Origin of the sequence: Kitasatospora sp. NPDC059817, assembly GCF_042731835.1 — a bacterium.
In the GTDB taxonomy this organism is placed as follows: Bacteria; Actinomycetota; Actinomycetes; order Streptomycetales; family Streptomycetaceae; genus Kitasatospora.
Map to the genome: position 1 here is coordinate 1 of NZ_JBHWIR010000041.1, position 23,795 is coordinate 23,795.

25 protein-coding genes are annotated in these 23,795 nt (G+C 74.5%); 11 read left to right on the forward strand and 14 right to left on the reverse strand.

What is annotated here, in order from left to right; translation table 11 throughout:
• Positions 1–109 precede the first annotated feature (109 nt).
• Together ACFV61_RS11825 and zapE are read right to left on the reverse strand one after the other, a co-directional pair.
• The gene (locus ACFV61_RS11825) at positions 110–388 is read right to left on the reverse strand and encodes a helix-turn-helix domain-containing protein (protein WP_380481440.1); all 279 of its coding nucleotides are present in this window, start codon (positions 386–388) and stop codon (positions 110–112) included.
• A gap of 160 nt (positions 389–548) precedes the next feature.
• Positions 549–1,595, reverse strand: coding sequence for a cell division protein ZapE (zapE, locus tag ACFV61_RS11830; RefSeq protein WP_380376808.1), 1,047 nt, complete (start codon positions 1,593–1,595; stop codon positions 549–551).
• 102 nt (positions 1,596–1,697) lie between these two features.
• Between zapE and ACFV61_RS11835 the strand changes: the two genes are divergently transcribed.
• The 4 genes from ACFV61_RS11835 to msrB all read left to right on the forward strand — a co-directional run bounded on the left by ACFV61_RS11835 (position 1,698) and on the right by msrB (position 4,955).
• Positions 1,698–2,465: a pyrimidine reductase family protein gene (locus ACFV61_RS11835; protein WP_380376801.1), complete on the forward strand. Its 768-nt coding sequence runs from the start codon at positions 1,698–1,700 to the stop codon at positions 2,463–2,465.
• A 66-nt stretch (positions 2,466–2,531) separates the two neighbouring features.
• A complete protein-coding gene (locus tag ACFV61_RS11840) occupies positions 2,532–2,993 on the forward strand; it encodes an indole-3-glycerol phosphate synthase (RefSeq protein WP_107452931.1) in 462 nt (153 codons plus the stop codon).
• 104 nt (positions 2,994–3,097) lie between these two features.
• Positions 3,098–4,528: a UDP-N-acetylmuramate--L-alanine ligase gene (gene murC, locus ACFV61_RS11845; protein WP_380491367.1), complete on the forward strand. Its 1,431-nt coding sequence runs from the start codon at positions 3,098–3,100 to the stop codon at positions 4,526–4,528.
• 22 nt (positions 4,529–4,550) lie between these two features.
• Positions 4,551–4,955: a peptide-methionine (R)-S-oxide reductase MsrB gene (gene msrB, locus ACFV61_RS11850; RefSeq protein ID WP_063349491.1), complete on the forward strand. Its 405-nt coding sequence runs from the start codon at positions 4,551–4,553 to the stop codon at positions 4,953–4,955.
• Between the two features lie 128 nt (positions 4,956–5,083).
• Here the strand turns inward: msrB and ACFV61_RS11855 are convergent, their stop codons facing one another.
• The 8 genes from ACFV61_RS11855 to ACFV61_RS11890 all read right to left on the reverse strand — a co-directional run bounded on the left by ACFV61_RS11855 (position 5,084) and on the right by ACFV61_RS11890 (position 12,659).
• Positions 5,084–6,274 carry a cytochrome P450 gene (locus ACFV61_RS11855; RefSeq protein ID WP_380491369.1) on the reverse strand — a complete coding sequence of 397 codons (1,191 nt, stop codon included), beginning with the start codon at positions 6,272–6,274 and terminating at the stop codon, positions 5,084–5,086.
• On the reverse strand, positions 6,271–6,879 hold the full coding sequence (locus ACFV61_RS11860) for an ATP/GTP-binding protein (protein WP_380343892.1): 609 nt from the start codon (positions 6,877–6,879) through the stop codon (positions 6,271–6,273). Before ACFV61_RS11860 ends, ACFV61_RS11855 begins: the two co-directional genes overlap by 4 nt.
• A 55-nt stretch (positions 6,880–6,934) precedes the next feature.
• The gene (locus ACFV61_RS11865) at positions 6,935–7,288 is read right to left on the reverse strand and encodes a DUF742 domain-containing protein (RefSeq protein ID WP_380491370.1); all 354 of its coding nucleotides are present in this window, start codon (positions 7,286–7,288) and stop codon (positions 6,935–6,937) included.
• A complete protein-coding gene (locus ACFV61_RS11870; protein WP_363368868.1) occupies positions 7,285–7,716 on the reverse strand; it encodes a roadblock/LC7 domain-containing protein in 432 nt (143 codons plus the stop codon). Before ACFV61_RS11870 ends, ACFV61_RS11865 begins: the two co-directional genes overlap by 4 nt.
• Positions 7,713–9,578: an ATP-binding protein gene (locus ACFV61_RS11875; RefSeq protein ID WP_380491372.1), complete on the reverse strand. Its 1,866-nt coding sequence runs from the start codon at positions 9,576–9,578 to the stop codon at positions 7,713–7,715. Before ACFV61_RS11875 ends, ACFV61_RS11870 begins: the two co-directional genes overlap by 4 nt.
• Before the next feature lie 105 nt (positions 9,579–9,683).
• On the reverse strand, positions 9,684–10,697 hold the full coding sequence (locus tag ACFV61_RS11880) for an MBL fold metallo-hydrolase (protein ID WP_063349485.1): 1,014 nt from the start codon (positions 10,695–10,697) through the stop codon (positions 9,684–9,686).
• A gap of 121 nt (positions 10,698–10,818) precedes the next feature.
• Complete coding sequence (locus ACFV61_RS11885) at positions 10,819–11,622, reverse strand: hypothetical protein (protein WP_063349484.1); 804 nt, start codon at positions 11,620–11,622, stop codon at positions 10,819–10,821.
• A gap of 116 nt (positions 11,623–11,738) precedes the next feature.
• The gene (locus ACFV61_RS11890; RefSeq protein WP_380427217.1) at positions 11,739–12,659 is read right to left on the reverse strand and encodes a GNAT family N-acetyltransferase; all 921 of its coding nucleotides are present in this window, start codon (positions 12,657–12,659) and stop codon (positions 11,739–11,741) included.
• Positions 12,660–12,927: 268 nt separating this feature from the next.
• Between ACFV61_RS11890 and ACFV61_RS11895 the strand changes: the two genes are divergently transcribed.
• From ACFV61_RS11895 to ACFV61_RS11905, 3 genes are all read left to right on the forward strand, one after another.
• Positions 12,928–14,241 carry a DUF692 domain-containing protein gene (locus tag ACFV61_RS11895; RefSeq protein WP_380491374.1) on the forward strand — a complete coding sequence of 438 codons (1,314 nt, stop codon included), beginning with the start codon at positions 12,928–12,930 and terminating at the stop codon, positions 14,239–14,241.
• 62 nt (positions 14,242–14,303) lie between these two features.
• Entirely contained in the window at positions 14,304–15,401 is a 1,098-nt protein-coding gene (locus ACFV61_RS11900) for a TIGR04222 domain-containing membrane protein (RefSeq protein WP_380427213.1), read from the forward strand.
• Positions 15,402–15,470: 69 nt separating this feature from the next.
• Positions 15,471–16,253 (forward strand): TIGR04222 domain-containing membrane protein, encoded by a 783-nt coding sequence (locus tag ACFV61_RS11905; protein ID WP_380491375.1) that lies wholly within the window; start codon positions 15,471–15,473, stop codon positions 16,251–16,253.
• A 52-nt stretch (positions 16,254–16,305) separates the two neighbouring features.
• On the opposite strand, the gene hemQ is transcribed toward ACFV61_RS11905, so the two are convergent.
• From hemQ to ACFV61_RS11920, 3 genes are read right to left on the reverse strand one after another with little or no spacing between them, the layout of a single operon-like run.
• On the reverse strand, positions 16,306–17,031 hold the full coding sequence (hemQ, locus tag ACFV61_RS11910) for a hydrogen peroxide-dependent heme synthase (RefSeq protein WP_063349479.1): 726 nt from the start codon (positions 17,029–17,031) through the stop codon (positions 16,306–16,308).
• Complete coding sequence (hemG, locus tag ACFV61_RS11915; RefSeq protein WP_380491377.1) at positions 17,028–18,461, reverse strand: protoporphyrinogen oxidase; 1,434 nt, start codon at positions 18,459–18,461, stop codon at positions 17,028–17,030. Before hemG ends, hemQ begins: the two co-directional genes overlap by 4 nt.
• A gap of 34 nt (positions 18,462–18,495) precedes the next feature.
• Positions 18,496–19,086 carry a Uma2 family endonuclease gene (locus ACFV61_RS11920; RefSeq protein WP_380491379.1) on the reverse strand — a complete coding sequence of 197 codons (591 nt, stop codon included), beginning with the start codon at positions 19,084–19,086 and terminating at the stop codon, positions 18,496–18,498.
• A 43-nt stretch (positions 19,087–19,129) separates the two neighbouring features.
• On the opposite strand from ACFV61_RS11920, the gene ACFV61_RS11925 reads away from it, so the two are divergent.
• Both ACFV61_RS11925 and ACFV61_RS11930 read left to right on the forward strand, forming a co-directional pair.
• Positions 19,130–19,582 carry a DUF523 domain-containing protein gene (locus ACFV61_RS11925; RefSeq protein ID WP_380491381.1) on the forward strand — a complete coding sequence of 151 codons (453 nt, stop codon included), beginning with the start codon at positions 19,130–19,132 and terminating at the stop codon, positions 19,580–19,582.
• An 88-nt stretch (positions 19,583–19,670) separates the two neighbouring features.
• A complete protein-coding gene (locus ACFV61_RS11930; RefSeq protein WP_380491383.1) occupies positions 19,671–20,642 on the forward strand; it encodes a DUF4349 domain-containing protein in 972 nt (323 codons plus the stop codon).
• 67 nt (positions 20,643–20,709) lie between these two features.
• On the opposite strand, the gene hemE is transcribed toward ACFV61_RS11930, so the two are convergent.
• Complete coding sequence (gene hemE, locus ACFV61_RS11935; protein ID WP_063349474.1) at positions 20,710–21,813, reverse strand: uroporphyrinogen decarboxylase; 1,104 nt, start codon at positions 21,811–21,813, stop codon at positions 20,710–20,712.
• Positions 21,814–21,959: 146 nt separating this feature from the next.
• Between hemE and ACFV61_RS11940 the strand changes: the two genes are divergently transcribed.
• Positions 21,960–22,622: a DUF3000 domain-containing protein gene (locus ACFV61_RS11940; protein WP_363368843.1), complete on the forward strand. Its 663-nt coding sequence runs from the start codon at positions 21,960–21,962 to the stop codon at positions 22,620–22,622.
• Between the two features lie 320 nt (positions 22,623–22,942).
• Positions 22,943–23,677, forward strand: a complete 735-nt coding sequence (locus ACFV61_RS11945; protein WP_063349472.1) for a response regulator transcription factor — start codon at positions 22,943–22,945, stop codon at positions 23,675–23,677.
• Positions 23,678–23,795: the final 118 nt, after the last annotated feature.

Consider the following 23,795-nt stretch of genomic DNA (forward strand, 5'->3'; position numbering starts at 1 on the left):
CTCCACCCTCGAACGCGGCACCCGCCGAGACGACGACCTCGCCAACGCCTACCGCGAATGGCTCACCACCGCTTGACAACCCATAGGAGCATCAAGCGGTGCGGCTTCCTCAGGCCGCGTGCCCCTCGAACCTCATGGCGGGCTCGCGGGCCGGGTCGATGCGGACGACCGAGTCGAACGCGGCGGCGAGGCGTTCGATCAGCGGCAGGGTCGGATCGACACCGCTCTCCTCGATGCTCTCGACCGTCGCCTCGTCCAGCCCGGCCCGCTCCGCGAGTTCGGCGAGCGTCCAGCCGAGAGCGGATCGGCGGGCGTACACGGCCTCGGCCAGCGCCATCCGCCGCCCGGCCGCCCGGTACTGCTCGCTCTCCCGATGCTCCGGCGGCACGACCCACCGCGTGTGATAACCGCTGCTCACCGCTGCTCCTCCCGGTCGTAGACGTCGTGGTCGGCGGCGGGCAGATGCTCGGCCTCACCCGCCACCGGCCATGCGTCCCCCCCTCTGCTCCGCTAGGGAGCAACGCCCGGCCGGGGCGGGGGTTACGGGGTCAGGTCTTCGCGCTGTCGCGGGCGAGGGCGACCAGGCGGGAGATGGCGCGGAGGTACTTCTTGCGGTAGCCGCCGCGGAGCATGTCGTCGGGGAAGACCTGGTCGAAGGGGAGGCCGGAGGCGGTGATGGGGAGCTCGCGGTCGTACATGCGGTCGGCGAGGACGACCAGGCGCAGGGCGGTGGACTGGTCGTCGACCTGGCGGACGCCGCGCAGGCAGACGGCGGTGACGTCGTCGAGCAGCGCGCCGTAGCGGCTGGGGTGGACCGCGGAGAGGTGGGCGAGGAGGGTGTCGAAGTCGTCCAGGGAGGCGCCGGGGGTGCGGGCGGCGACGGCGTCGACGGCCGCGTCGGGGTAGGGCGGCGGGGCGTCCGGGAGGCCGCGGTGGCGGTAGTCCTGGCCGTCGATCCGCATCGGGCGGAAGTGCGCGGACAGGCCCTGGATCTCGCGCAGGAAGTCGGCGGCGGCGAAGCGGCCCTCGCCGAGCTTCTCCGGCAGGGTGTTCGAGGTGGCGCAGAGCTTGACGCCGTTGTCGACGAGGCGGGTGAGCAGCGTGGAGACCAGGACGGTGTCGCCCGGGTCGTCGAGCTCGAACTCGTCGATGCACAGCAGCGTGTGCTCGGAGAGGGTCCGGACGGCCTGCTGGAAGCCGAGCGCACCGACCAGGTTGGTCAGCTCGACGAAGGTGCCGAAGGCCTTGGGGCCGGGGGCGGCGTGCCAGAGCGAGGCGAGCAGGTGGGTCTTGCCGACGCCGTAGCCGCCGTCGAGGTACACGCCGGCCGGGCCGGTGGGCGCCGGGGCGGAGCGGCGGAACCAGCTGCGCCTGGGCGCGGAACCGTTTCCCCCGCCGAGGGTGGTGGCGAACTGCTCCAGGACCTGGACGGCCTCGTACTGGCTGGGCTGGTTCGGGTCCGGAATGTACGTCCCGAAGCTCACGTCGGAGAACCGGGGCGGCGGGACCATCTCGGCGACCAGCCGCTCGGCGGGCACGACGGGGCGGCGGTCGGCGAGCGCGATCGGGGAGCCGGCCGCGCTCGCGGCGGCTATGGACTCGGTCGCGGTGTCGGGGCGGGGGGCTGCTGGCACGTTAGTAGAGGGTACGCCTGGTGCAGAGCGCCTCGGGACGGCGGCCGGTGGAAGACTGAGGGCATGCAACAGTTGATCAGCCCGCTGGGCGAGCCGGTCGCCGACCCGGCCTCGCTGGAGTCGCTCGCCGCCGTCTACGCGTACCCCGACCAGGTGAATCGGGGGCGGCCCTGGCTACGCGCCAACATGGTGGCCGGTCTGGACGGCGGGGCGAGGCTGGAGGGCCTCTCGGAGGGCCTGTCCGGGGACGCCGACAAGCGGATCTTCGGTGTGCTGCGCGCGCTGTCGGACGTGGTGCTGGTGGGCGCGGAGACGGTCCGCGCGGAGGGCTACCGGCCGGCCCGGGCCCGGGCCGAGTTCGCGGTGGCGCGGGCGGCGGCCGGGCAGGCCCCGGCTCCGGCGATCGCGATCGTGAGCCGCTCGCTGACCCTGGACCTGACCGCGCCGCTGTTCACCGCCCCGCTGGTCAGGACGGTGGTGATCACCACCGCGGACGCGCCCGAGGAGCGCCGCCGGGCGGTCGCCGAGGTGGCCGACCTGGTGCTCGCCGGGGAGGGGTCGGTGGACCTGCGGGCGGGCGTGTCGGCGCTGGCGGAGCGGGGCTGGACGCGGTTGCTGAGCGAGGGCGGCCCGCGGCTGCTGGGACAGCTGGCGGCGGCGGGTCTGCTGGACGAGTTGTGCCTGTCACTGGCTCCGCTGATCACGGGCGGCGACGCGCCGCGCATCATCCGCGATGCGCAAATGCCTGACGTGCAGCGGATGCGGCTGGTCTCATTGATCGAGCAGAAAGGATTCCTCTTCACCCGCTACCTGCGTCCGCCGACCCCGTGACCGACGGGTCGTGATCCCGTTAATGCGATGCCGGGGCCCGGGGGCCGGCCACTGGAAGGGACTCACGTGTTCAAGACGGTACTGATGATCGAAAAGGCTCTCTCCGACGCGGACGTGGAACTCGTCACCACGCTCCACAGCGACGAGAAGGTCTCCTTCGTCGTCCTGATGCAGCCGCGCGGCAAGCAGGACGAGCTGCTGCGGGCGCTGGACGACGTGGCGCTCGGCCACCTCGACAAGGTGGTGCACGAGCACGACGAGTCCGAGTCCGGGCCGACCGTGGCCACCGAGTCGCTCGAACACAGCCTGCGCCACCTGCGCGCGGCCGGGGCCGAGGCGGTCGGCGAGCTGGTCGAGGAGAAGCCGCTGGACCGGCTGCGGACGGCGGTCGAGGAGCACCGCGCGGACGAGGTGGTGGTGCTCACCTCACCGCACTTCGTGGAGGAGTTCTTCCACCGCGACTGGGCCTCCCAGGCCCGGCACAAGGTGGGGGTCCCGGTGCTGCGGCTGTTCGCCAGCGACTCCTAGGGATCCCGGCCGGTGGTGCAGAATCGTCCTTGCGGTCCGCCCGCGAGGACGATTCCCCATCCCGTCCGCCCGACCATTCCGCCCCCGCCCTACGGAGCCCCGCCTTGAACGACGCCGCGCACGACCTGCACGCCCCGCACTTCATCGGCATCGGCGGCGCCGGGATGTCCGGCCTGGCGAAGATCCTCGCGGTGCGCGGCGCCAGCGTCTCCGGCAGCGACTCCAAGGAGTCCGAGACCGTCCTCGCGCTGCGCGCCCTCGGCGCGACCGTGCACGTCGGCCACGCCGCCGAGCACGTGCCGGACGGCACCAGCAGCGTGGTGGTCTCCAGCGCGATCCGCGCCGACAACCCGGAGCTGGCCGCCGCCCACGAGCGCGGCATCCCGGTGGTGCACCGCTCCGACGCGCTGGCCGCCCTGATGGGCGGCCGCCGGGCGCTGGCGGTGGCCGGCACCCACGGCAAGACCACCACCACCAGCATGCTCGCCGTCGCCCTCGGCGAGCTGGGCCTGGACCCGTCCTACGCGATCGGCGGCGACCTCGACACGCCCGGCTCCAACGCCCACCACGGCGCCGGCGAGATCTTCGTCGCCGAGGCCGACGAGAGCGACCGCAGCTTCCACAAGTACGCGCCCGAGGTGGCGATCGTGCTCAACGTGGAGCTGGACCACCACGCCAACTACGCCTCGATCGAGGAGATCTACGAGTCCTTCGAGACCTTCGTCGGCCGGATCGCCCCCGGCGGCACCCTGGTGGTCTCCGCCGACCACGACGGCGCCCGCGAGCTGACCGCCCGGGTGGCCGGCCGCGAGGGCCTCACCGTGGTGACCGTCGGCGCCGCCGAGGACGCCGACGTCCGGGTCCGCTCGGTGGTCGCCCGCGGCATGACCAGCGAGGTCACCGTCGAGCTGGACGGCGCCGAGCTGTCCTTCACCGTCTCGGTGCCCGGCCGGCACTACGCGCACAACGCGGTCTCCGCGCTGGCCGCCGGCGTCGCGCTGGGCGTCCCGGCCACCGACCTGGCCAAGGCCCTCGGCGCCTACACCGGCGTGCGGCGCCGCCTCCAGCTCAAGGGCGAGGCCGGCGGCGTCCAGGTGATCGACTCCTACGCCCACCACCCCACCGAGATGACCGCCGACCTGGAGGCGATCCGGGAGGGCCTGGAGGGCGAGGGCCGGGTGCTGGTGGTCTTCCAGCCGCACCTGTTCAGCCGCACCCAGCAGCTCGCCGAGGAGATGGGCCAGGCCCTGGCGCTGGCCGACGCCTCGGTGGTGCTGGACATCTACCCGGCCCGCGAGGACCCGATCCCCGGCGTGACCAGCGAGCTGATCATCGACGCCGCCCACCGGGCCGGCGCCGACGTCACCGCCGAGCACTCCTTCGCCGCCGCCCCCGCCGTACTGGCCGGCCTGGCCCGCCCCGGCGACCTGCTGCTCACCATGGGCGCCGGCGACGTCACCAACCTGGGCCCCGCCATCCTGGAGGAGATCCGGGGAAGCGTGCAGCACCTCTCGAACGTTGCCTCCAACGTCTGACGTACCCCGACCGGGAGCCGTGATGAGCTACGAGATCGAGAAGACCGAGGCCGAGTGGCGGGACGAGCTGAGCCCCGAGGAGTACCACGTGCTCCGCGAGGCGGGCACCGAGCGCCCGTTCACCGGTGAGTACACCGACACCAAGACCGTCGGCGTCTACGGCTGCCGGGCCTGCGGCGCGGAGCTGTTCAGCTCCGAGACCAAGTTCGACAGCCACTGCGGCTGGCCGTCGTACTACGCGCCGCTGGCCGGGGACCGGGTCCAGTACATCGAGGACACCACGCTCGGCATGCGCCGGGTCGAGGTGCGCTGCGCCCGCTGCGGCGGGCACCTGGGCCACGTCTTCGAGGGCGAGGGCTACGGCACGCCGACCGACCAGCGGTACTGCATCAACAGCGTCTCGCTGACGCTGAAGCCAGCCGAGTAGCGCCGGCCGGTCGCGCCGCGAGGGCCCGGGTTTCCGTACGGACGGACACCCGGGCCCTCGTCCGTCCCGGCCGCCAGGGCCCGAACCGCTCGGACCGCTCGGGTTCGGACCACTCAGAGCACCGGGGCTCAGGCCGTCGGGGCGAAGCGGACCGGGAGGTGGACCAGGGCCCGGTGGAACGGGCCGGGGCGCCAGAGCAGCTCCTCGGCCGGGGTGGCCAGTTCGAGGTCGCTGAGCCGGCTGGTCAGCTGCTCGATCGCGGTGATCGCGATCAGCAGCGCCGGGTCACGGGCCGGGCAGCCGTGCGGGCCGGCCGCCCAGGCCAGGTGGGCGCTCTCGCCGCTGCGCAGCTCGGTGCCGTCGGTGGGCGGCGCGGCCTGCGAGTTGGCGGCCGCGTAGGAGACCAGCACCAGGGTGCCGGCCGGGATCTCCCGGCCGTGGAAGGTGATGTCGTAGCGCGGGTAGTGGGCGGAGAGGTTGGCCAGCGGCGGCTCGTGCCAGAGCACCTCGTCGATCGCCTGGTAGGCGGTCATCGCGCCGCCGATGAGGGAGCCGGCGTAGCGGGCGTCGGTGAGCAGGCGCAGCAGGGCGTTGCCGATCAGGTTGGTGGTCGGCTCGTGCCCGGCGATCATGGTGAGGGTGATCTGCCGGATCACCTCGTCGTCCTCCAGCCCGGCCGGGTGGGTGACGAACCAGGAGGTGAGGTCGTGCCGGGGCCGCTCGCGCCGCTCGGCGACCATGGCGGTGACCACCGCGACGAGGTCCCCGTACGCGACGACGGCCTTCTCGGTGGACTCGATCATCCCGGCGATCCCGGCGACCAGCCGGGCGCTGTGCTCCTCGGGCACACCGAACCAGGTGGTGAGGACGAAGGCCGGCAGCTGGCGGGCGTACTCGGCGATCAGGTCGGCGGTGCCGACCGCCTCGAAGCGGTCGACCAGTTGGTGGGCGACCTCGGCGACCCGGCGCTGGAGCCGGTGCGGTTCGAGCAGGGCGAGGCCGTCGGTGATCACCGCGCGGTAGCGCGCGTGCACCTCGCCGTCGCTGAACAGGGCGGTCGGGCGGTAGCCGAGCACCGGCAGCAGCGGGTTGTCGGGGGCGACGGTGCGCTGCCAGGCGCGGGAGTCCTTGGAGAAGGTGTCGGTGTCGCGCAGCAGGTCCAGGGCGGCCTGGTAGTCGGTGACCAGCAGGGCCTCGACGCCGGGCGCGATCTCCACCGGGGCGACGGCCCCGTAGCGGCGCAGCCGGTCGTAGACCAGCTGCGGGTCGGCGGCGAAGACCGGGCCGTAGATCGGGGTCGGGCGGGTGTCGGTGGTCACGGGCGCTCCTCGGCGGCGGAGGCGGCAGGGACGGTCGCTACCTGGTCTGCGGGGTCGGGGGCGTCCGCGGGGGCGGCGGGCAGGCCGTCGAGGACGTGCTCGGCCAGCGCGATCAGCGCGTCCAGGCTGGCGCCGCGCTCGCGGGCGTCGCAGAGCAGCAGCGGGGTGGTGGGGTGCAGGTCCAGGTGGGCGCGCAGCACCTCGATCGAGTGGACCGGCGCGTCCGGGAAGCAGTTGACGGCGACGGCGTAGGGCAGGCCCTGCTCCTCGACCATGTCCATGATCTCGAAGGAGTCGGCGAGCCGGCGGGTGTCGGCGAGCACCAGCGCGCCGAGGGCGCCGCGGGCGATGTCCTGCCAGAGCGGGAAGAAGCGGCGCTGGCCGGGGGTGCCGAACATGTAGAGCACGAGGTTGCCGGGCAGGGTCAGCCGGCCGAAGTCGACGGCGACCGTGGTGGTGGCCTTCTCGGGCAGGCCGGCCAGGTCGTCCACCGGCCGTCCGGTCTCGGTCATCGCCTCCTCGGTGTGCAGGGTGGCGATCTCGGAGAGGGTGCGGATGAGCGTCGTCTTGCCGACCCCGAACGGGCCGGCCACCACCAGCTTCATCAGCGTCTGGTCCCGGTCGGGCAGATAGCCCACCCGGCTCGGCCGGTCGGCCGGGCTACCGGAGCGCACGGAGTCCAACGAGGAGCCTCTCGACGATGGAGCGGTCGGTCTGCTGGGCGCGCGGGATCGGCGCGCGGGCGCGCAGGCAGCCCGCCTCGACCAGATCGGCCGCGAGGAAGACGGTGGCGCTGACCGGCAGGCACAGGTGCGCGGCGGCCTCCACCACGGTCAGCGCGCCGGGGCGCAGCAGTTCCCAGAGCCGCTGGTGTTCGGGTTCCAGCTCGCGGGGCGGTTCGGTGCGGTCCGCGAACAGCACGGTGAGCCGGTCGAAGCCGGCGGTGCCGGGGCGGCTGCGGCCGCCGGTGGCCAGGTAGGCGGGCACCATCCGCCTGCGGGGTGCGGCGGTCATGATCGGACGGTGGTGTCCTGCTGCCGGCTCGGACTCGCGAGGGCACGACCCAGGGCGGCGACCTGCACCTGCATCTGGTAGGCCACGTTGCCGAGTTGGGCCTCCGGGGAGGTGAACACGGCGAGCGAGGTGTTCTCCCCGGCCGGGACGACGACGGCGTAGCCGAGGTCGGACTCGACGACGGTCTGGGCCAGCCGGGGCCGTTCGGTGTCGGTGAAGGCGCTGGTGAACGCTCGGGCGGCGGCGTGCACGGTGGCGGTCATCGCGGCGACCCGCTCGGCGGAGGCGCGGTCGAGCCCGTCGGAGGCTCCCTCGACGAGGCCGTCACCGGTGGCGATGACCGCGTGCAGCACCCCCGGCAGCTCCAGCAGCGGGGTCAGCACCCACGAGATCTCGTCGGTGGTGGTCGGGCTGGGCGTGCTGGTCACTGCTCGGCTCCTTCGGGGGTCGGGGCGGGCGGACGGACGGTGGTGCGGGCACCGGTGTCGCGGGCGGCCGCGGTCGGGCCGCTCCCGCCGGTCGGGCTGGATTCGCCGGTCGTGTTGGTCCCGGCGGCCGGGCTGGTCCCGGCGGTCGTGCTGGACTCGCCGGTCGTGCTGGTCCCGCGGGCGGCCTGTGCCACGGCGGCGCGGCCGGAGTCGGTGCCCTCCTGGAGCGCCTGCCAGTGGGCGGCAGCGCGCTCGGGCGTCCGCTCGGGGGCCCGGGCGGGCGGCTCGGCCGGTGCGGCGGACTGCCTGGCGGCGGGCTCGGGGGCGCCGGGGCCCTCGGCGGTGACCGGTCGGCGGCGCCGCCGGCTGGGCAGGCCGGTGCCGTCGTCGACCGGGTCGGCGGGGCCGGCCGGCGCGTCGGGCACCGCGTGGATGGCGGGCGCGGGGTGCGGGCCCGGCTGGTTGTGCCGGTCGGCGAGCGGGGGCGGCCCGTCGCCCTCGTCGGCGTCGCGCATCGGCGGGACGGCCTGGACGGTGGGCGCGGGGGCCGGGCCGGCGCCGGCCCGCAGCGGCAGCGGGGTGAGCACCGACAGCGGCTGCTCGTCGTCGACGACGGTCACCAGCGCGGCCGGGATGCGCAGGATGGTGCGCATCCCGCCGTACGGCGAGGGCTCGATGTGGCAGGAGAAGCCGTACTGGCGGGCCAGTTTGCCGATCACCGCGAAGCCGGTCTTGGGCGGGTTGCCGAGTTCGGTGAGCAGGACGTCGGGCGGGCCTGCCAGCAGTCGGCGGGCCCGGCGCAGCTGGTCGTCGTCCATGCCGATGCCGCTGTCGTCGATGATCACCAGCGCGCCACGGCCGCCCTGCTGGACGGTGACCGGGATGTCGGTCTCCGGGTGCGAGTAGGCGGAGGCGTTGGCGAGGAGTTCGGCGACGGTGATGGCCAGCGGCTCCGCGGCCCGGGCGACCACGGCGAGCCGCTGCTCGCGCAGGTGGTTGGCGACCTTGATCCGGGCATAGCCGGGCACCCGGGAGAGCGCGCCGACCACCACTTCGGCGAGCGGCGAGTCGGTGCGGGCCAGGCCGGGCCAGGCTTCGCAGAGCACGGCGACGGTCTGGATCCGGCGCAGCGCGACCTCGTTGCGGAAGTCGACCTCCAGCAGCCGGGGGTCGTCGTTGTCGTGCTGGAGCTGCTGGACCAGGCTCTGGATCTGGTAGAGCAGCGTCTGGATCCGGGAGGTGGCGCCGCGCATGGCGGCGCGGGCGGCGGCGTCGACGCGTTCGCGCTCGTCGGTGAGGGCGGCGGAGGCGGCGTCCAGGACGGACTGCAGCGCCCGGACGGCCTCGGGGCCGACGGCCTGCGGGTCCAGCGGGCCGACCAGCGGGGCGTTGGCGTGGCTGAGCCGGACGGCGGTGGCGGCCACCCGTTCCTGGGCGAGGTGGCCGATCTCGGCGAGCAGGGCGGCGGTGTGCTCCTCGGCGACGGTGAGCCGCCGTTCGGCCTCCCCGGCCCGGGTGCTCGCGGCGGCGGCCCGCTGGTCGGTCTCCCGGGTGGTGTCCTCGGCGGTGCGGGCTCGGCTCTCGGCCTCCCGGGTGCGCTCCTCGGCGGCCCGGTAGCGGCTCTCGGCGTGGTGGGTCTCCTCGGTGGCGCGCCGGGCGGCCTCCTGCGCCTCGCGCAGTTGCTGCTCGGCGCGGGCCAGCCGGCCTTCGGCGGCGCGGGCGCGTTCCTCGCCGTGGCCGCGGGCGGTCTCGGCGGCGACCGCCCGGGTGAGGGCCCGGGCCCGGCCGCGGGCGAGCACGCCCGCCGTCGCGGCGGCGACCAGCGCCAGGGCGATCAGCGCAATCTGCGCGATCTGCGTCATCGAAGTCCTCGGGAGTCCTCTGGGGGTCCTGGCTGGTCGGCTGCTGCCGGGCCGGGGGCCGGTGGTGGTCCGGCCGGGGCGCGGCGGGCGGTCAGTCCCGGGCGGTCAGTCCCGGGCGGCGGCGCGCGGGCGCGGGCTGCGGGCGGCGTCCTCGGAGAGTTCGCGGGCCACCTGGGCGACCTGGCCCATGGCCTCCAGGACGTTCGGCACCTCGGTGCCGTCCAGGTGCCGGTACTCGGCGGCGACGGTGAGCACCAGCCGCTCGGGCAGGCCGAGTTCGGGGTGGCGCTGCTCGGCGATCACCCGTCGGGCGGCGTCCAGCGCGGGGATCCCGGCGGTGTGCAGGGCGTGCGCGCGCTCCCGGACGTACGTCAGGTAGGCGATGTGGTGGCGGACGCCGTCGCGGTCGAGCACGGGGCCGTGGCCGGGGACGAAGATCTCGGCGCCGGTGGCCAGGATCCGCTCGCAGGCGGTGATCACGTTCTCCAGCGGGCCGGCCCAGTGCACCGGGTGGTCGCCGGGGTACTCGGGGGTCGAGCCGAAGATCACGTCGCCGGTGAAGACGGCGCGCTGGTACGGGAGGTGGACGATCAGGTCGCCGCTGGTGTGGGCGGCGGGCAGGCCGGTCACCTGCACCGGGTACTCCCCCACCCGCAGTTCCAGCTCGCCGGTGAAGACGGTGTCCGGGTGCACGGGGTCGGTGGCGGACCAGTCGAACCGTCCGAAGTGCTCTCTGAGGTAGCCGCCGAGCGGGGAGTCCGGGTCGCCGCCGACGACGAGGGCGTGCTGCTGCTGCGGGGTGGGCTCGTAGTGGATGTGCTCCAGCGCCTCGCGGGTGGAGATCACCTCGGCGTCCGGGACGACTCCGGCGCCCCACAGGTGGTCGCCGTTGGCGTGGGTGACGATCACCCGGTCGACCTCGACCCCGGCCGGCAGCAGGCGGCGGCTGGCGGCGAGGAACTCCCCGGCCAGGGTGGGGTCGTAGGGGGTGTCGATCCAGAGCGCGGTCTTCGCCGAGGCCAGCAGTCCGCAGTTGGCCAGGCCCCAGCCCCGCTTCGGGGGGAGCCACACGTACAGGTCCTCGGCAATCGCGCTCACGTTCGCACGGTTGATCGTCATGTGCGCGATTATGCCCAAAGCGTGTCAGGGGCGGGGCAAAACCTGTACGGCCGCCAGGAGTTACTGCCCCAGACTCTCCCGAGCTGTCCGGTTTCGCCCCCCGTGGTCGAGACCAATCGTCTCAACCGTCGGGACGACCCGTGGACACCTCGCCCCGGAATCCCGACGGGACGTCGGACCGGGGCGCGGGCAGGGTGCGGCAGACCTCGACCGTGACGTCGACGGTGTCCAGGCCTATCACCCGCCCCTCCACCGCGACGAATCCTTTCTCCCCCGAGCGGAAGAGCGCCGCCAGCGGGGAGTTGCGGCTCGCCGCGGTCAACGCCTCCACCGCCATCGCGGAGCCGAAGGCGAACACCCCGCAGAGCACGACGCAGGGCGCCTGCCGGGGCGTGCGGGTCACGAAGATGAAGCCGTGGTCGCGGATCAGTTCCCCGGCCGGGTTGTACAGCGCCTCGAAGGTCATTGCGCCCCACCGGGCACGGGCCTCGTCCGGGTACTCGATGGCGAAATCCGGGAACACCGCGTCCAGCACGCCACCGGAATAGGAGTTGACGCTCGGGCCCCCGATCGAGAACGTCGGCATCCGCGGATCCTGCGCGCCGGCCACCACCAGCTCGATCGTCGCCTTCCGATTGACCTTCCGCAGCAGGTCGGTGAGCCCCGCTATCGCCCTGGCCTCGGCCATCGGCATGAACAGCACGTTCTTCGGCCCGCGGCTGGTCAGCTGGCAGCCGTCCGTGGTGAAGGCGAACTCCGCGACCTCGATGCTCGGCGTGATGATCTGTACCCGGCTGTACGGCGCCAGCAGCGCCCGCAGGAAGCCGTAGCGCAGGAACAGTCTGGTCCGGGCGAGGGAGCGGGCCGCGAGGAAGCCGATCACGGCCGGAACCGATGCGATGAACACCTGGAGCAGGATCTCCATATCATCCCCACGGAGAAAGACTCGACCACGAACTGTGTGCCCTGGTTAAGTCCCCTCCGTGGCCGGAAATACCCCCCTCGCGGCAATTCCGACCGTCAGGATTGCCGCACCCGGCGTCACTTCAAGCGCTTGATCCCCTTGCGCTCCCCGGCGCACCGCTCGTACCCCAGCCACGCGTTGATCGCGAGCATCGGCGCATTGGTCTCGTCGTTGGAGGTGTACGCGCGCCGGTAGCCCGCCGCGGCCGCCAGGCGCAGCGACTCCAGCTTGGCCAGCTTGCTCAGCCCGCGCCCGCGGAACTCCCGGCGGCAGGCGGTGAACGCGGACCAGTAGCGGTCCACCCCGTCGGTCTGCGCCATGCTGAACGCGGCCGGTTCGCCGTCCACCACGGCGACGACGGTCAGTGCCCGGTCCAGGTCCGGCCGGGCCCAGTCGCCCCGCAGCCAGTCCTCGTACTCCAGGGCGTCCATCGGCACCTCGCCGGGCTCGTCCCGGACGGCGTCCGCCTCGACCAGGAACAGCGGGCGCGGGTCGGCCGCCCAGTCGGCGGCCGGGCGCAGCTCGACGCCGGCCGGCCGTACGGGCGCCTGCGGCAGCGGCAGCGCCAAGTCCCGTCCGCCGAACTGCGCCGCGCGCCCGAGCTCGTAGCCCCGGGCGGCGGCGAAGGCCAGCGAGGCGGGCTCGTCGTCCAGCCAGGTGTGCAGCTCGCTCACCCCGTGCCCGGCCAGGTGCCGTTCGGCCGCGGCCAGCAGCGCGGTGGCCGCGCCGCGCCGCCGGAACCGCGGCAGCACGCTGCCGTTGGCGTACCCGACGCCGGCGGTCGTCGTCCCGAGCACCGCCGCACAGCGCACCGCGCCGACCACCCGGCCGTCCAGCTCGGCGACGAAGGTGCGGAAGTGCTCGCCCGGGCTCTGCCGGCCGTTCATCCAGAGCAGGGCCTCGGAGGTCATCACCAGGTGCTCGCGCCCGGCCCGGTGGGCGGCGGCCACGGCCTCGGCGTCGTCGGGGCGGAAGTCACGGATCGTCAAAGAAGTCATGGGTTCCCACGCTAGCCCCGCCTGCCCGTCCGGCGCCTGCGAATTTCCCCTCGCCGGTGCGCCTCACCTGCGGCAACGGCCCCGGCTCGGGACCAAAGTCCCTCACCCCCGCGGCGGCAAGCTCAAATAATGCTCTGAGAAGACCGGGCGGGGCTTGGCAGCCGCCCCACCCGGGGACATCCTCAGCAACACGGCCGCGCGGTCCTGGCGACGAAGCCCGCACCACCCGACGGCCTCCCCACCCGGCCCTCCGAAAGGGGGCGAACCGATGACCTCCCCTGCCCTGGACCTGCCCGGCTCCGCCACCCCGGCGCGGGGCGGCACACCCCGCCTCGGCGTCGGCCTCGGCTGGCGCAGCGAGATCGACACCGTCGTCGAACGCCAACCCGGCCTGGACTGGGTCGAGGTGGTCGCCGAGAACATCTGCGCCGACCACCTGCCCGAGTCCCTGACGGTCCTGCGCGCCCGCGGCGTCACCGTCATCCCGCACGGCGTGGCGCTCGGCCTCGGCGGCGCCGACCTGCCCGACCCCGCCCGGCTCGCCAAGCTCGCCGAGGCGGCGCTCGCCCTCGGCTCCCCGCTGGTCACCGAGCACCTGGCGTTCGTCCGGGCCGGCGGCCTGGAGGCCGGCCACCTGCTGCCCGTCCCCCGCACCCGGGACTCGCTGCGGGTGATCGCCGAGAACGTCCGGATCGCCCAGGACCAACTCCCGGTGCCGCTCGCGCTGGAGAACATCGCCGCCCAGCTGGCCTGGCCCGACGACGAGCTGACCGAGGGACAGTTCCTCGCCGAACTGGTCGAGCGGACCGGCGTCCGGCTGCTGATCGACGTCGCCAACCTGCACACCAACCGGGTCAACCTCGGCATCGACCCGGCCGCCGAACTGGACCGCCTGCCGCTGGAGGCGCTCGCCTACGTCCACGTCGCCGGCGGCACCCTGGTCGACGGCGTCTGGCACGACACCCACGCCCACCCCGTCACCGAACCGGTGCTGGAGGTCCTGGCCGAACTCTGCGCACGGGTCGCACCACCCGGCGTCCTGCTGGAACGGGACGCCGCCTTCCCGCCGCCCAGCGAGCTGGCCGGCGAACTGGACGCCATCCGCCGGGTGCTGGAGGGGAGCACCCCGCGGACGGCCCCACCGGCCCCCCGCACCGAGCCCCGGGAGACCGCGGCGGGCGCGTGCCCGAGCGGCACCCGCGCCCGGCTGGCGCGGCGCCAGGAGGACCTGCTCGCCGCCCTGGTGGCCGGCGGGCCAGTCCCGCCCGGCTTCGACCCGGACCAGGTCCGCGCCCAGTCCACCGGCCTGGCCACCAAACGGCGGGACACCGTCGCCAAGGTGGCCCCCGAACTGCCCCGCCTGCTCGGCCGGCCGTACGGGCCGCTGTTCCTCGACTACGCCCGCCGGCACCCGCAGACCGGCGGCTACCGCACCGACGCCCGGGCCTTCGCCGCCTGGGCACTCGCCGACGGCGGCCCGCTCGCCGCCGACCACCGCCGGGCCCTGGAACAGTGGCTCCACCCGGCCGCCGAGCGGCCGCCCGGCGCGTTCGCCCGCCTGCGCCGAGCCCTGCGGCACTGAGCAGGCGCTGAGCAGGCGCTGAGCACCCGTCTTCACCGCACACCTTCGGGGGGAACCCGCCCATGTGGCACAACACCTACTTCGTCATCCCCGCCGTCCTGCTGGTGGCGGCCTCGCTGTACGCGGCCCGGACCAAGCATCGGGTCGGCCACGTCGCACACGTCCGGGGCCTGCCGGGCCGCGGCCTGCCGCTGATGGACACCGCCTTCCTGTCCGGCGGCCCCGGCCGGGTCTTCGACACCGCCCTGATCCGGATGCACCTCTCCGAGCGGGCCGTGATCAGCCGCGCCGGCCTGGTCACCCTCACCGGGCACAAGCCGTACGACGCCGTCGACCAGGCCGTCCTGGACGCCGTCGGCCCGGGCGGCAGCCGTGAACTCGCCCCGCTGCGCCGGGCCGTGATGCGCTCCGCCGCCGTGCAGGAGATCGGCAACCGGCTCGCCGACCGCGGCCTGATGCGCCGCCCCGAGCGGCTGCGGCGGGCCCGCACCGCCCGGCGGCTGCTCTGGCTCGCGCTGCTCGGCGTCGCCGTCTCGACCGTCCTCGCCCACGTGCTGGACGACGGCGGCGCCGGCTCCGACCGCCCCGCGCCGTGGGTCCCGGTGGTGCTCCTGGTCTTCGGCGGGATGAGCCTGCTCGTCACCTGGCCGGTCAAGGGCCGGATCACCCCGGCCGGGCGGCGCCAGCTCTCCCTGATGAAGGTCGGCACGCCGTGGACGCCGAGCGCCGGCCTGTCGCCGAAGACGACCGGCGGCGTGCTGCTGGGCGCCCTCGCGCTCGGCGGGCTGGCCGCCGCCGGGCTGGAGGACGACGAGCTGCAGTCCGCGATGCTGGCCGCGGCCGCCCAGGACGAGGCGATGAAGTCGGCCGCCGCGAGCTCCTACGCCGCCTCCTCCTCGACGGGCTCCTCCAGCAGCTTTCCCCCCAGCTCGTGCAGCTCGTCCGGGTCCTCCTGCGGGGGCTCCACGGCCTGGTGCGGCTCCTCCCACTCCGGCTCCTCCGGCTGCGGGGGAAGCAGCAGCAGCTGCGGATCCTCGTCCTCCAGCTGCGGCTCCGGCTCCAGCAGTTGCGGCTCCTCCTCGTCGAGCTGCGGGTCGTCCTCGTCCAGTTGCGGGTCGTCCTCGTCGAGCTGCGGTGGCGGCGGCGGCTGCGGCTCCTGACGTCACAGTTCGGTATCGCGGTCCGGGAAGCCGTTCCCCGCGCCGTCGGCCCAGGCATACAACAAGCCCATGTGGTTGCTGTTCCTGATACCGGCGTGCGTCGCGGCGGTCCTCTCGTGTCTCCGGCTCGTCCGGACGACCGCCACCGCCGACGCCCTGGCCGAGGCGGACGGCCTGCGCCCGCCCGAGGCCGTCGGGATCGGGCTGTACGAGACGGCCTACCTGGCCGGCGGCCCGGACCGGGTGGTCGAACTCGCCCTCGTCCTGATGGCCGGCCGGGGCCGGCTGCACCTGGCGCACACCGGCTGGACGACGGTGGTCGACCCCCGGGGCCGCAGCCGCCTGGAACGCGCGGTCATCGTCACCGTCGGCCCCGACGGCCAGTGCCGCACCGACGGGCTGCGCCAGGCGATGGCCGAGCACCCGACCGTCCTGGAGATCGGCGCCCGGCTCTCGCTGGCCGGCCTGGCCACCCCGGCCCTGGTCCAGCGCAGCACCGTCCTGGTGGTCCGGCAGGTGCGGCACGCACTGCTGCTGACGCTCCTCCTGCTGGCCGCCGCGCTGGCCCTCACCGGCTTCACCGGCGGTGACACCGTCGCCCCGCTCGCCTGGTTCTCGCTGCCGCTGGTGCTCACCTCGGGCACCCTGCTGATGGCCCGGGTCGACGTCTACCCCTACACCCGCTGGGCGTCCCCGGTCGGCCAGGAGGTGCTGCGCGAGATCCGCCCGGCCCGCCAGCACGGCCTCGCCGACGACGAGGAGCGCGAACTGCTCACCGCCGTCGCCATGAACGGCCCCGCCGTCCTCCCCGACCCCCGCCTGCGCGCCGCCCTCCGCCCCCACCGGACGTGACACGCGAAACGGGGCCCGCCGAAGCGGACCCCGTTCACCGATCCCGCGGAACTCAGGCCAGGCCGTTGAGCAGCTCACTGACCGGCTTGCGGCGGCCGGTGAAGAACGGCACCTCCTCGCGGACGTGCAGCCGGGCCCGGGAGGGGCGCAGGTCGCGCATCAGGTCGACGATGCGGTGCAGCTCGTCCGCCTCGAAGGCGAGCAGCCACTCGTAGTCGCCGAGCGCGAACGAGGCCACCGTGTTGGCCCGCACGTCCGGGTAGCCGCGGGCCATCTGGCCGTGCTCGGAGAGCATCGCGCGCCGCTCGGCGTCCGGCAGCAGGTACCACTCGTAGGAGCGGACGAACGGGTACACGCAGACGTAGTCGCGCGCGCGCTCGTCGGCGAGGAACGCCGGGATGTGCGACTTGTTGAACTCGGCGGGGCGGTGCAGCGCCATGTTGGACCAGACCGGCTCCAGCTGGCGGCCGAGGCCCGTGCGGCGGAAGCGGTTGTACGCCTCCTGCAAATCGTCCGAGTCCTCGGCGTGCCACCAGACCATGAGGTCGGCGTCCGCGCGCAGACCGGACACGTCGTACGTGCCGCGCACCGTGACGTCCTTCGCGGCCAGCTGGGCGAACAGCTCGTCCACCTCGGCGGCCAGCGCCGTGCGGTCCTCGGGCAGCGTGCCCTTGAGCTTGAACACCGACCACATGGTGTAGCGGATGACCTGGTTCAGGTCGCGCGCCTTCTTCTTCTCGGGCTGCTGCTCCGGCTGCCGCTCAACGGTCTCAGTCATGCGCCCATTGTCCTCTCCGTGGAACCTTCCCCGGTTGCCGGGGTCAACAGTTTGTCGAGGGCCGCCACCGCGGCGGCCGCCGAGCCGATGCAGGCCGGAATGCCGACCCCGTCGTACGCGGCGCCGCACAGCGCCAGTCCCCCCACCCCGGCGGCCGCCGCCCGAATCCGGGCCACCCGGTCCAGGTGGCCCACCGGGTACTGCGGCAGACCCGCCCGGAAGCGCGAGACGGCGGTGTCGTACGGCCGGGCGGTCAGGCCGATCGCCTCCCCGAGGTCCGCCAGCGAGCGGGCCACCAACTCCTCGTCCGGCAGCTCCAGCGCCTCCTCCTCCCGGTAGCGGCCCAGCGAGGTGCGCAGCAGGAACGCGTCCGGGGCGGAACGCTCCAGCCAGCCCCACTTGTTGGAGGAGAAGGTCGACGCCTTGATCCGCCGCCCGTCCACCGGCGGCACCAGGAACCCGCTGCCGGCCGGCGGCTCCGCCAGGTCGGCCCGGCGGAACGCCAGGGTCACCAGCGCCATGCCCGCGTACTCGACGGCGTCCAGCTCGGCGGCCGCCGCCGGCGCGTCCGCGCGCAGCAGCCGGGCCGCGGCCGGCGCCGGGACGGCCAGCACCACGGCGTCCGCGTGCAGCACCTCGCCGCCGCCGGTCACCACCCGCCAGCCCCCGGGGGTGCGGCGCAGCCCGTCCACCGCCGTACCGGTGCGCAGGTCCACACCCGCCTTCCGGCAGGCGGCGGCGACGGCCTCCGGCAGGGTGCCGAGCCCGCCGCGCAGGCCCTGGAACACCGGGGTGCCGACCACCTTCGGCCGCGAGGCCAGCTCGTGCACCCCGTCGACCAGCGAGCCGCCGCCCCGCGCGATCGCCAGCAGCTGCGGCACGGCGGCGCGCAGCGAGATCTCCTCGGCCCGCCCGGCGTAGACGCCGCCCAGCAGCGGCTCGACCAGCCGGTCCACCACCTCCTGGCCCAGCCGGTCGGCGACGTAGCGGCCGATCGCCACGTCGTCCCCGACCTCGGTGGCGCCCTCGTGCCGGGCCCGCTCCAGCCCCTCGGCGGTGAGCACCCCGGAGGCCGCCAGCGCGTCCAGATCGCCCGGGACGCCCATCACCTGCCCGCCCGGCAGCGGGCGCAGCGCGCCCCGCGTCCAGATCGAGGCCTTCGCGGTGGTCGGCGGCTCCAACTCCTCGCCCAGCCCGACCGCCCGGGCCAGCTCCACCGCCTCCGGCCGCCGCGCGAGCATCGACTCGGCCCCCAGGTCCACCCGGACCCCGCCGACCTCGCCGCCCCGCAGCTTCCCGCCGACCCGCTCCGACGCCTCCAGCAGCGTCACCCGCGCCCGCACCGGCCCCCCGGCGGCCCCGCTCAGAAAAGCGGCCGCAGCCAGCCCCGCGATCCCACCACCGACGACGACGACCTGTGCATCCGACATGCCTCGCAGTCTCGCAGGTCTTTACACCGGGCCCTCAATCCGCTGCACGCCGCCCGCTCGGCACCAGCGCGTCCAGATCGATCGTGATCGGGAACGGCACCCGGCGTTCGAGCTTGCCGCGGAAGATCCCGGCCGGGACGTAGGAGGACGTCGCCGGCTCCAGCTCGAAGACGTGCGCGACCGGCAGGCCGTCCTCCTCCTCGACGATCCAGCAGTGCGGGATCCCGGCCTCGGCGTACTTGCGGACCTTGACCGTACGGTCGCGGTGCGCGGACTCCGGGGAGACGACCTCGACCACGAGCGGGACCTCGCCGGGCGCGAACCAGGTCCGATCGGGGTCGAAGTCCGCGTCGGTGACCAGCACATCCGACTCCAGGCGGCTGCGCCGGTCCAGCGTGATCGTCATGCCCCCGGTCGCCCGCTGCCCGGCCGGCACCAGCCCGTCCAGTGCTGCGGTCAGCTGCGACCCGACATGGCTGTGCCAGAACGACTGGGGCCTGCTGCGGAACACCAGGGCGCCGTCGATGAGTTCGGTGTGCTTGGGCGCATCGGGCAGGTGGTCGAGGTCCTCGGCGAACCAGCCTTCGACTCGGGGTGCGTACATCCACTCCGGCAGCTCATCCATGGCCCCAACGTAGCGGATCGGGCACACCCCGTAAGGTCGGTCCATGGAACCGATCGTGGTGAGTGCGTGTCTGGCCGGGGTGCCGTGTCGGTACGACGGGCGGGCGAAGACCTCGCCGGACGTGGTGGGGCTGGTCGAGGCGGGGCGGGCGGTGGTGGTGTGCCCGGAGGGGGCGGGCGGGCTGCCGACCCCGCGGCCCGCGGCGGAGATCGTGGGCGGGGACGGCGCGGACGTGCTGGACGGGCGGGCCCGGGTGGTGGACGCGACGGGCGCGGACTGTACGGCGGAGTTCGTGGCCGGGGCCCGGGCGGCGCTGGCGGCGGCCGAGGCCGCGGGGGCGCGGCGGGCGGTGCTGATGGCGCGCAGCCCGTCGTGCGGCTGCGGGCGGGTGTACGACGGGACGTTCACCGGGGAGCTGCGCCCCGGGGACGGGGTGACGGCGGCGCTGCTGCGGCGGGCGGCCATCGAGGTTGTCCGGTCCGCTGCCGAGCTGTGATCGAGTCGCGACCTTCCGGCGGGGTCCGCCCGGGGCGTTCCTTCGTCCAATGGGGAGATCTCACAACGGACTTGGAGAGGGCTTCGGAATGGGGAGACGGGCAGGGGCGGGGGCGCTGGCGGTAGCGACCGCGGGCGTGCTGCTGGTCGGGGCGTGCAGCGCAGGCGGTGCGGGCCGGGCGGGGGAGGCGGCGAAGGCGGACGCCGTCGCACCGGCGGCACCGGCGGCACCGGCGGCCGCGCCGAGCGCCGCCGGGACGGCTCCGGCGGCGGGGGCGAGCGCCCAGCCGGCCGCGGACAACCGGCTGATCGCGTACACCGCGCAGTTGACGCTGCGGACCGGGGACGTCGCCCAGGTGCTGGCGAAGGCCCGGGAGTTGACGGCGGCCGCGGGCGGCTACGTCGGCGCCGAGTCGGTCTCCGGCGCGGTGGAGGGCGGGCCGGGGAGCACGGCGGGGGGCGAGGCGGGCGGCCAGCTGACGCTGAGGATCCCCTCCGCCGCGTACCAGCAGACGCTGGACCAGCTGGCCGCGCTGGGCCAGGTGGTGTCCCGCAGGAGCCAGGCGGACGACCTGACCCAGCAGGTCGCGGACGTGGCGAGCCGGGTGCAGACCCAGCAGGCGAGCGTGGAGCGGGTGCGGGCGCTGATGGGGCAGGCGAAGTCGCTGAGCGAGGTGACCACGCTGGAGGCCGAGTTGAGCCGCCGGGAGGCCGATCTGGAGTCGCTGCAGAAGCAGCAGAAGGAGCTGGCCGGCAAGACCTCGCTCTCGACCGTCACGCTGGACGTGCGCCGTGCGGCCGCCTCGCCGACGCCCACCCCGGGACCGCCGAAGGGTGGCGGCGAGGGCTTCGGGGCGTCGGTCGGCTCCGCGCTGGGCGGCGGCTGGCACGTACTGGTGGCGATCGTGCGCGCCCTGGCGGTGGGGCTCGCGGCGGTGGCGCCGTTCCTGCTGGTGCTGGGCGTCCCGGGGGCGCTGCTGTACCGGCTGTGGCGCCGGCGCCGCCCGGCGGCCGCGCCGCCCCCGGAGTCCGGCCCGCAGGAAGAGCCCGCGGAGGACTGAACGAGGACTGGGCGAGGACTGAACACGGCGGGCTCCCTCCCGGCCGGGAGGGGGCCCGCCGCCGGGGTCAGCGGGCGCTGGCCTCGTGGACGAAGGCGACGAGACGGGAGAGGGCGTCCGGGTCCATGGACGGCAGGACGCCGTGGCCGAGGTTGAAGATGTGGCCGCTGGTGCCGAGGGCCTGGGCGGCGTGCAGCACCTCGCGGGCCTTGGTCTCGACGACCTTGGTGGGGGCGAACAGCACGGCCGGGTCGAGGTTGCCCTGGAGGCCCTTGCCGGGGCCGACCCGCTCGGCCGCGACGTTCAGCGGCACCCGCCAGTCGACGCCGACGATGTCCGCGCCGGCCTGGCCCATCAGGCCGAGGAGTTCGCCGGTGCCGACGCCGAAGTGGATCCGCGGCACGCCGTAGGAGGCGACGGCGTCGAAGACCTTGGTGCTGGACGGCATGACCGAGCGGCGGTAGTCGTCGGGGGCGAGCGAGCCGACCCAGGAGTCGAAGAGCTGGACGGCCGAGGCGCCGGCCTCGATCTGCACCTTCAGGAAGGTGGAGGTGATGTCGGCGAGCCGGTCGACCAGGGCGGCCCACAGCTCGGGCTGCCCGTACATCATGGCCTTGGTGTGCTCGTGGTTCTTGGACGGGCCACCCTCGACCAGGTAGCTGGCCAGCGTGTAGGGGGCGCCGGCGAAGCCGATCAGCGGGGTCTCGCCGAGTTCGTCCACCAGCAGGCCGACGGCCTCGGTGATGTAGGGGACGTCGTCGGGCTCCAGCGGGCGCAGCCGCTTGAGGTCCTCGGCGGTGCGGATCGGGTCGGCGATGACCGGGCCGACGTTGGGCTTGATCTCGACGTCGATGCCGACGGCCTTGAGCGGCACCACGATGTCGCTGAAGAAGATCGCCGCGTCCACCTTGTGCCGGCGGACCGGCTGGAGGGTGATCTCCTTGACCAGCTCGGGCCGCATGCAGGACTCCAGCATGGGGATGCCCTCGCGGACCTTCAGGTACTCCGGCAGCGAGCGGCCGGCCTGGCGCATGAACCACACCGGGGTGTGCGGCACGGGCTCGTGCCGGCAGGCGCGCAGGAACGCGGAGTCGTGCGCGGCGCCGCGGCGCGCGGGGGTGGGCCGGCCGTCGGGGGTGGCCGCCGTGGTGTCTGCCGTAGTCTCGCTCACGGTCCAAATCTTCGCATGCGCCTCGGGGCGCTCTTCCCGGCCGGTCTCGTCGGTTCCTCCAAGATCTGGCCGGGTTTGCCGTTCCGGCACGCCGCTCGGACGGAAGTTGCGGCCTTAACCGCGGTTTTCGACCTAGTCTTCGGGTCATGGCAGCGGTCGGCGGGCACCCCGCGCAGGGTGGCGGAGCAGGTGGCGGAACAGGTCGGGAGGGGGCTCCGAGCGAGTTCCGGGCCGCCGTGGAGGCCCTCGACGGCGCCCGGCTGCGGCCCGAGATCCAGCTCTCCCCCGCGCCGGCCCCGCGCCGGCTGGCCCCGTACGCGTTCGCGGTGACCGCCTCGGTGGAGGTGGACGGCGAGGAGCTGGCGGACGGCCGGCTGGTGCTGCTGTACGACCCGGCCGGGCAGGAGGCCTGGAACGGGGAGTTCCGGGTGGTGACGATGACCCGGGCGGAGCTGGAGCCGGAGATGGCCGGCGACCCGATGCTCTCGGAGGTCGGCTGGGCCTGGCTGCTGGACTCGCTGCAGGCGCACGGGGCCGGGTACGCGGAGCCGTCCGGCACGGTGAGCCACTGCGCCTCGCAGTACTTCGGCGGGCTGGCGGACCGCCCGTCCTCGACCGAGATCGAGATCCGGGCCTCCTGGACGCCGGCCGACGGCCGGTTCGAGCGGCACCTGGCGGCCTGGGGGGACCTGCTGTGCATCAGCGCCGGCCTGCCGCCGGCCGCGCCGGCCCCGCAGGCGCCGGCCGATGTGCCGTCACTCGGTGGGGTGGTCCCGATGCCCGCGCGGCGGCGTCCTCGTTCGCACTGAGGAGTGGCGCCCCGGGCCGGGCGGCCCCGGCGGCCCCGATGCCACCCCCAGGGCTGACGGAGTGTGACTTCGATCCCGCTCTGGGTCAATTAACCGGTTGAAACCGACCGATCAGCACCAGATCTGATCGATTTTGTGCGAATTCAGGACGGGTCGCATCACTCATATGCGCGATTTGTCCGTATTGTTACTCACTAGATCGTGATCTTTCGCTAAAGCCGGGCACGGTAGCTGCCGAAGCAGACTGTGACCCTTTCCGAACGCGGAACACTCCGACCGCCCCCTCGGGGTTCCGTCCGCCACTCCCCGCAGGAGGCCTGGTGTCGGTCCTTCTTGAGCACCCCGCAAACGTGGTCGCCTACCGGCCGACCAAGCCCACCGCCATGGTGGTCATCGCCGATCCCCGTGTCCGAAACACCGTCACCCGCCATCTGTGGGCGCTCGGCGTCCGGGACGTGATCGAAGTGTCCTCGATCGCCGAGGCCCGCCCCCGGGTCTCCACCCCGCGCGACATCTGCGTCGCCGACGTACACCTTCCGGACGGCTCCGGCCTGACCATCCTGGCCGAGACCCGCGCCGCGGGCTGGCCCAACGGCCTGGCCCTGTCCGCCGCCGACGACATCGGCGCCGTGCGCAGCGCGCTGGCCGGCGGCGTCAAGGGATACGTCGTCACGGGCACCCGCACCAACGTGGCGATGCCCGGCCGCCCGGGCCTGCCGCTCGGCGCCGCCGGGCTGGCCGGGCGGATGCGCCGCCCCGGCATGCCGGGCATGCCGGGCGCCGTGGGTGCGCCGGGCGCCCACGGAACCCACGGAGCCCCCGGTGCGCCCGGTGCGCCGGGCACGCAGCAGTCCGCCTACCGCGAGCTGTCGGGCCGTGAGGTCGAGGTGCTGCGGCTGGTCGCCGAAGGACAGTCGAACAAGGCGATCGGGGTGGCGATGGGCCTGTCGGCACTCACCGTCAAGAGCCACCTCGCCCGGATCGCCCGCAAGCTGGGCACCGGCGACCGCGCCGGGATGGTCGCGGTCGCGCTGCGCACCGGCATCATCCACTGAGTCCTCGGACGGCCCCGCCACGGCGGGGCCGGGGGGCCCGTTGGGCCCCCGGCCCCCCGGCCCGGGCCCCCCGCCCCCCCCCCCCCCCCCCCGGCCAAGAACCCCGCCCCGCCCCGGG

Bases quoted from the DNA above. Each gene is read 5' to 3' on its own strand.
- ACFV61_RS11835 (WP_380376801.1), top strand. From the start codon at position 1,698: ATGCAACAGTTGATCAGCCCGCTGGGCGAGCCGGTCGCCGACCCGGCC.
- msrB (WP_063349491.1), top strand. From the start codon at position 4,551: ATGAGCTACGAGATCGAGAAGACCGAGGCCGAGTGGCGGGACGAGCTG.
- ACFV61_RS11860 (WP_380343892.1), bottom strand. From the start codon at position 6,879: ATGAAGCTGGTGGTGGCCGGCCCGTTCGGGGTCGGCAAGACGACGCTC.
- ACFV61_RS11865 (WP_380491370.1), bottom strand. From the start codon at position 7,288: ATGACCGCCGCACCCCGCAGGCGGATGGTGCCCGCCTACCTGGCCACC.
- ACFV61_RS11875 (WP_380491372.1), bottom strand. From the start codon at position 9,578: ATGACGCAGATCGCGCAGATTGCGCTGATCGCCCTGGCGCTGGTCGCC.
- ACFV61_RS11880 (WP_063349485.1), bottom strand. From the start codon at position 10,697: ATGACGATCAACCGTGCGAACGTGAGCGCGATTGCCGAGGACCTGTAC.
- ACFV61_RS11885 (WP_063349484.1), bottom strand. From the start codon at position 11,622: ATGGAGATCCTGCTCCAGGTGTTCATCGCATCGGTTCCGGCCGTGATC.
- ACFV61_RS11890 (WP_380427217.1), bottom strand. From the start codon at position 12,659: ATGACTTCTTTGACGATCCGTGACTTCCGCCCCGACGACGCCGAGGCC.
- ACFV61_RS11895 (WP_380491374.1), top strand. From the start codon at position 12,928: ATGACCTCCCCTGCCCTGGACCTGCCCGGCTCCGCCACCCCGGCGCGG.
- ACFV61_RS11900 (WP_380427213.1), top strand. From the start codon at position 14,304: ATGTGGCACAACACCTACTTCGTCATCCCCGCCGTCCTGCTGGTGGCG.
- ACFV61_RS11905 (WP_380491375.1), top strand. From the start codon at position 15,471: ATGTGGTTGCTGTTCCTGATACCGGCGTGCGTCGCGGCGGTCCTCTCG.
- hemQ (WP_063349479.1), bottom strand. From the start codon at position 17,031: ATGACTGAGACCGTTGAGCGGCAGCCGGAGCAGCAGCCCGAGAAGAAG.
- hemG (WP_380491377.1), bottom strand. From the start codon at position 18,461: ATGTCGGATGCACAGGTCGTCGTCGTCGGTGGTGGGATCGCGGGGCTG.
- ACFV61_RS11920 (WP_380491379.1), bottom strand. From the start codon at position 19,086: ATGGATGAGCTGCCGGAGTGGATGTACGCACCCCGAGTCGAAGGCTGG.
- ACFV61_RS11925 (WP_380491381.1), top strand. From the start codon at position 19,130: ATGGAACCGATCGTGGTGAGTGCGTGTCTGGCCGGGGTGCCGTGTCGG.
- ACFV61_RS11930 (WP_380491383.1), top strand. From the start codon at position 19,671: ATGGGGAGACGGGCAGGGGCGGGGGCGCTGGCGGTAGCGACCGCGGGC.
- ACFV61_RS11940 (WP_363368843.1), top strand. From the start codon at position 21,960: ATGGCAGCGGTCGGCGGGCACCCCGCGCAGGGTGGCGGAGCAGGTGGC.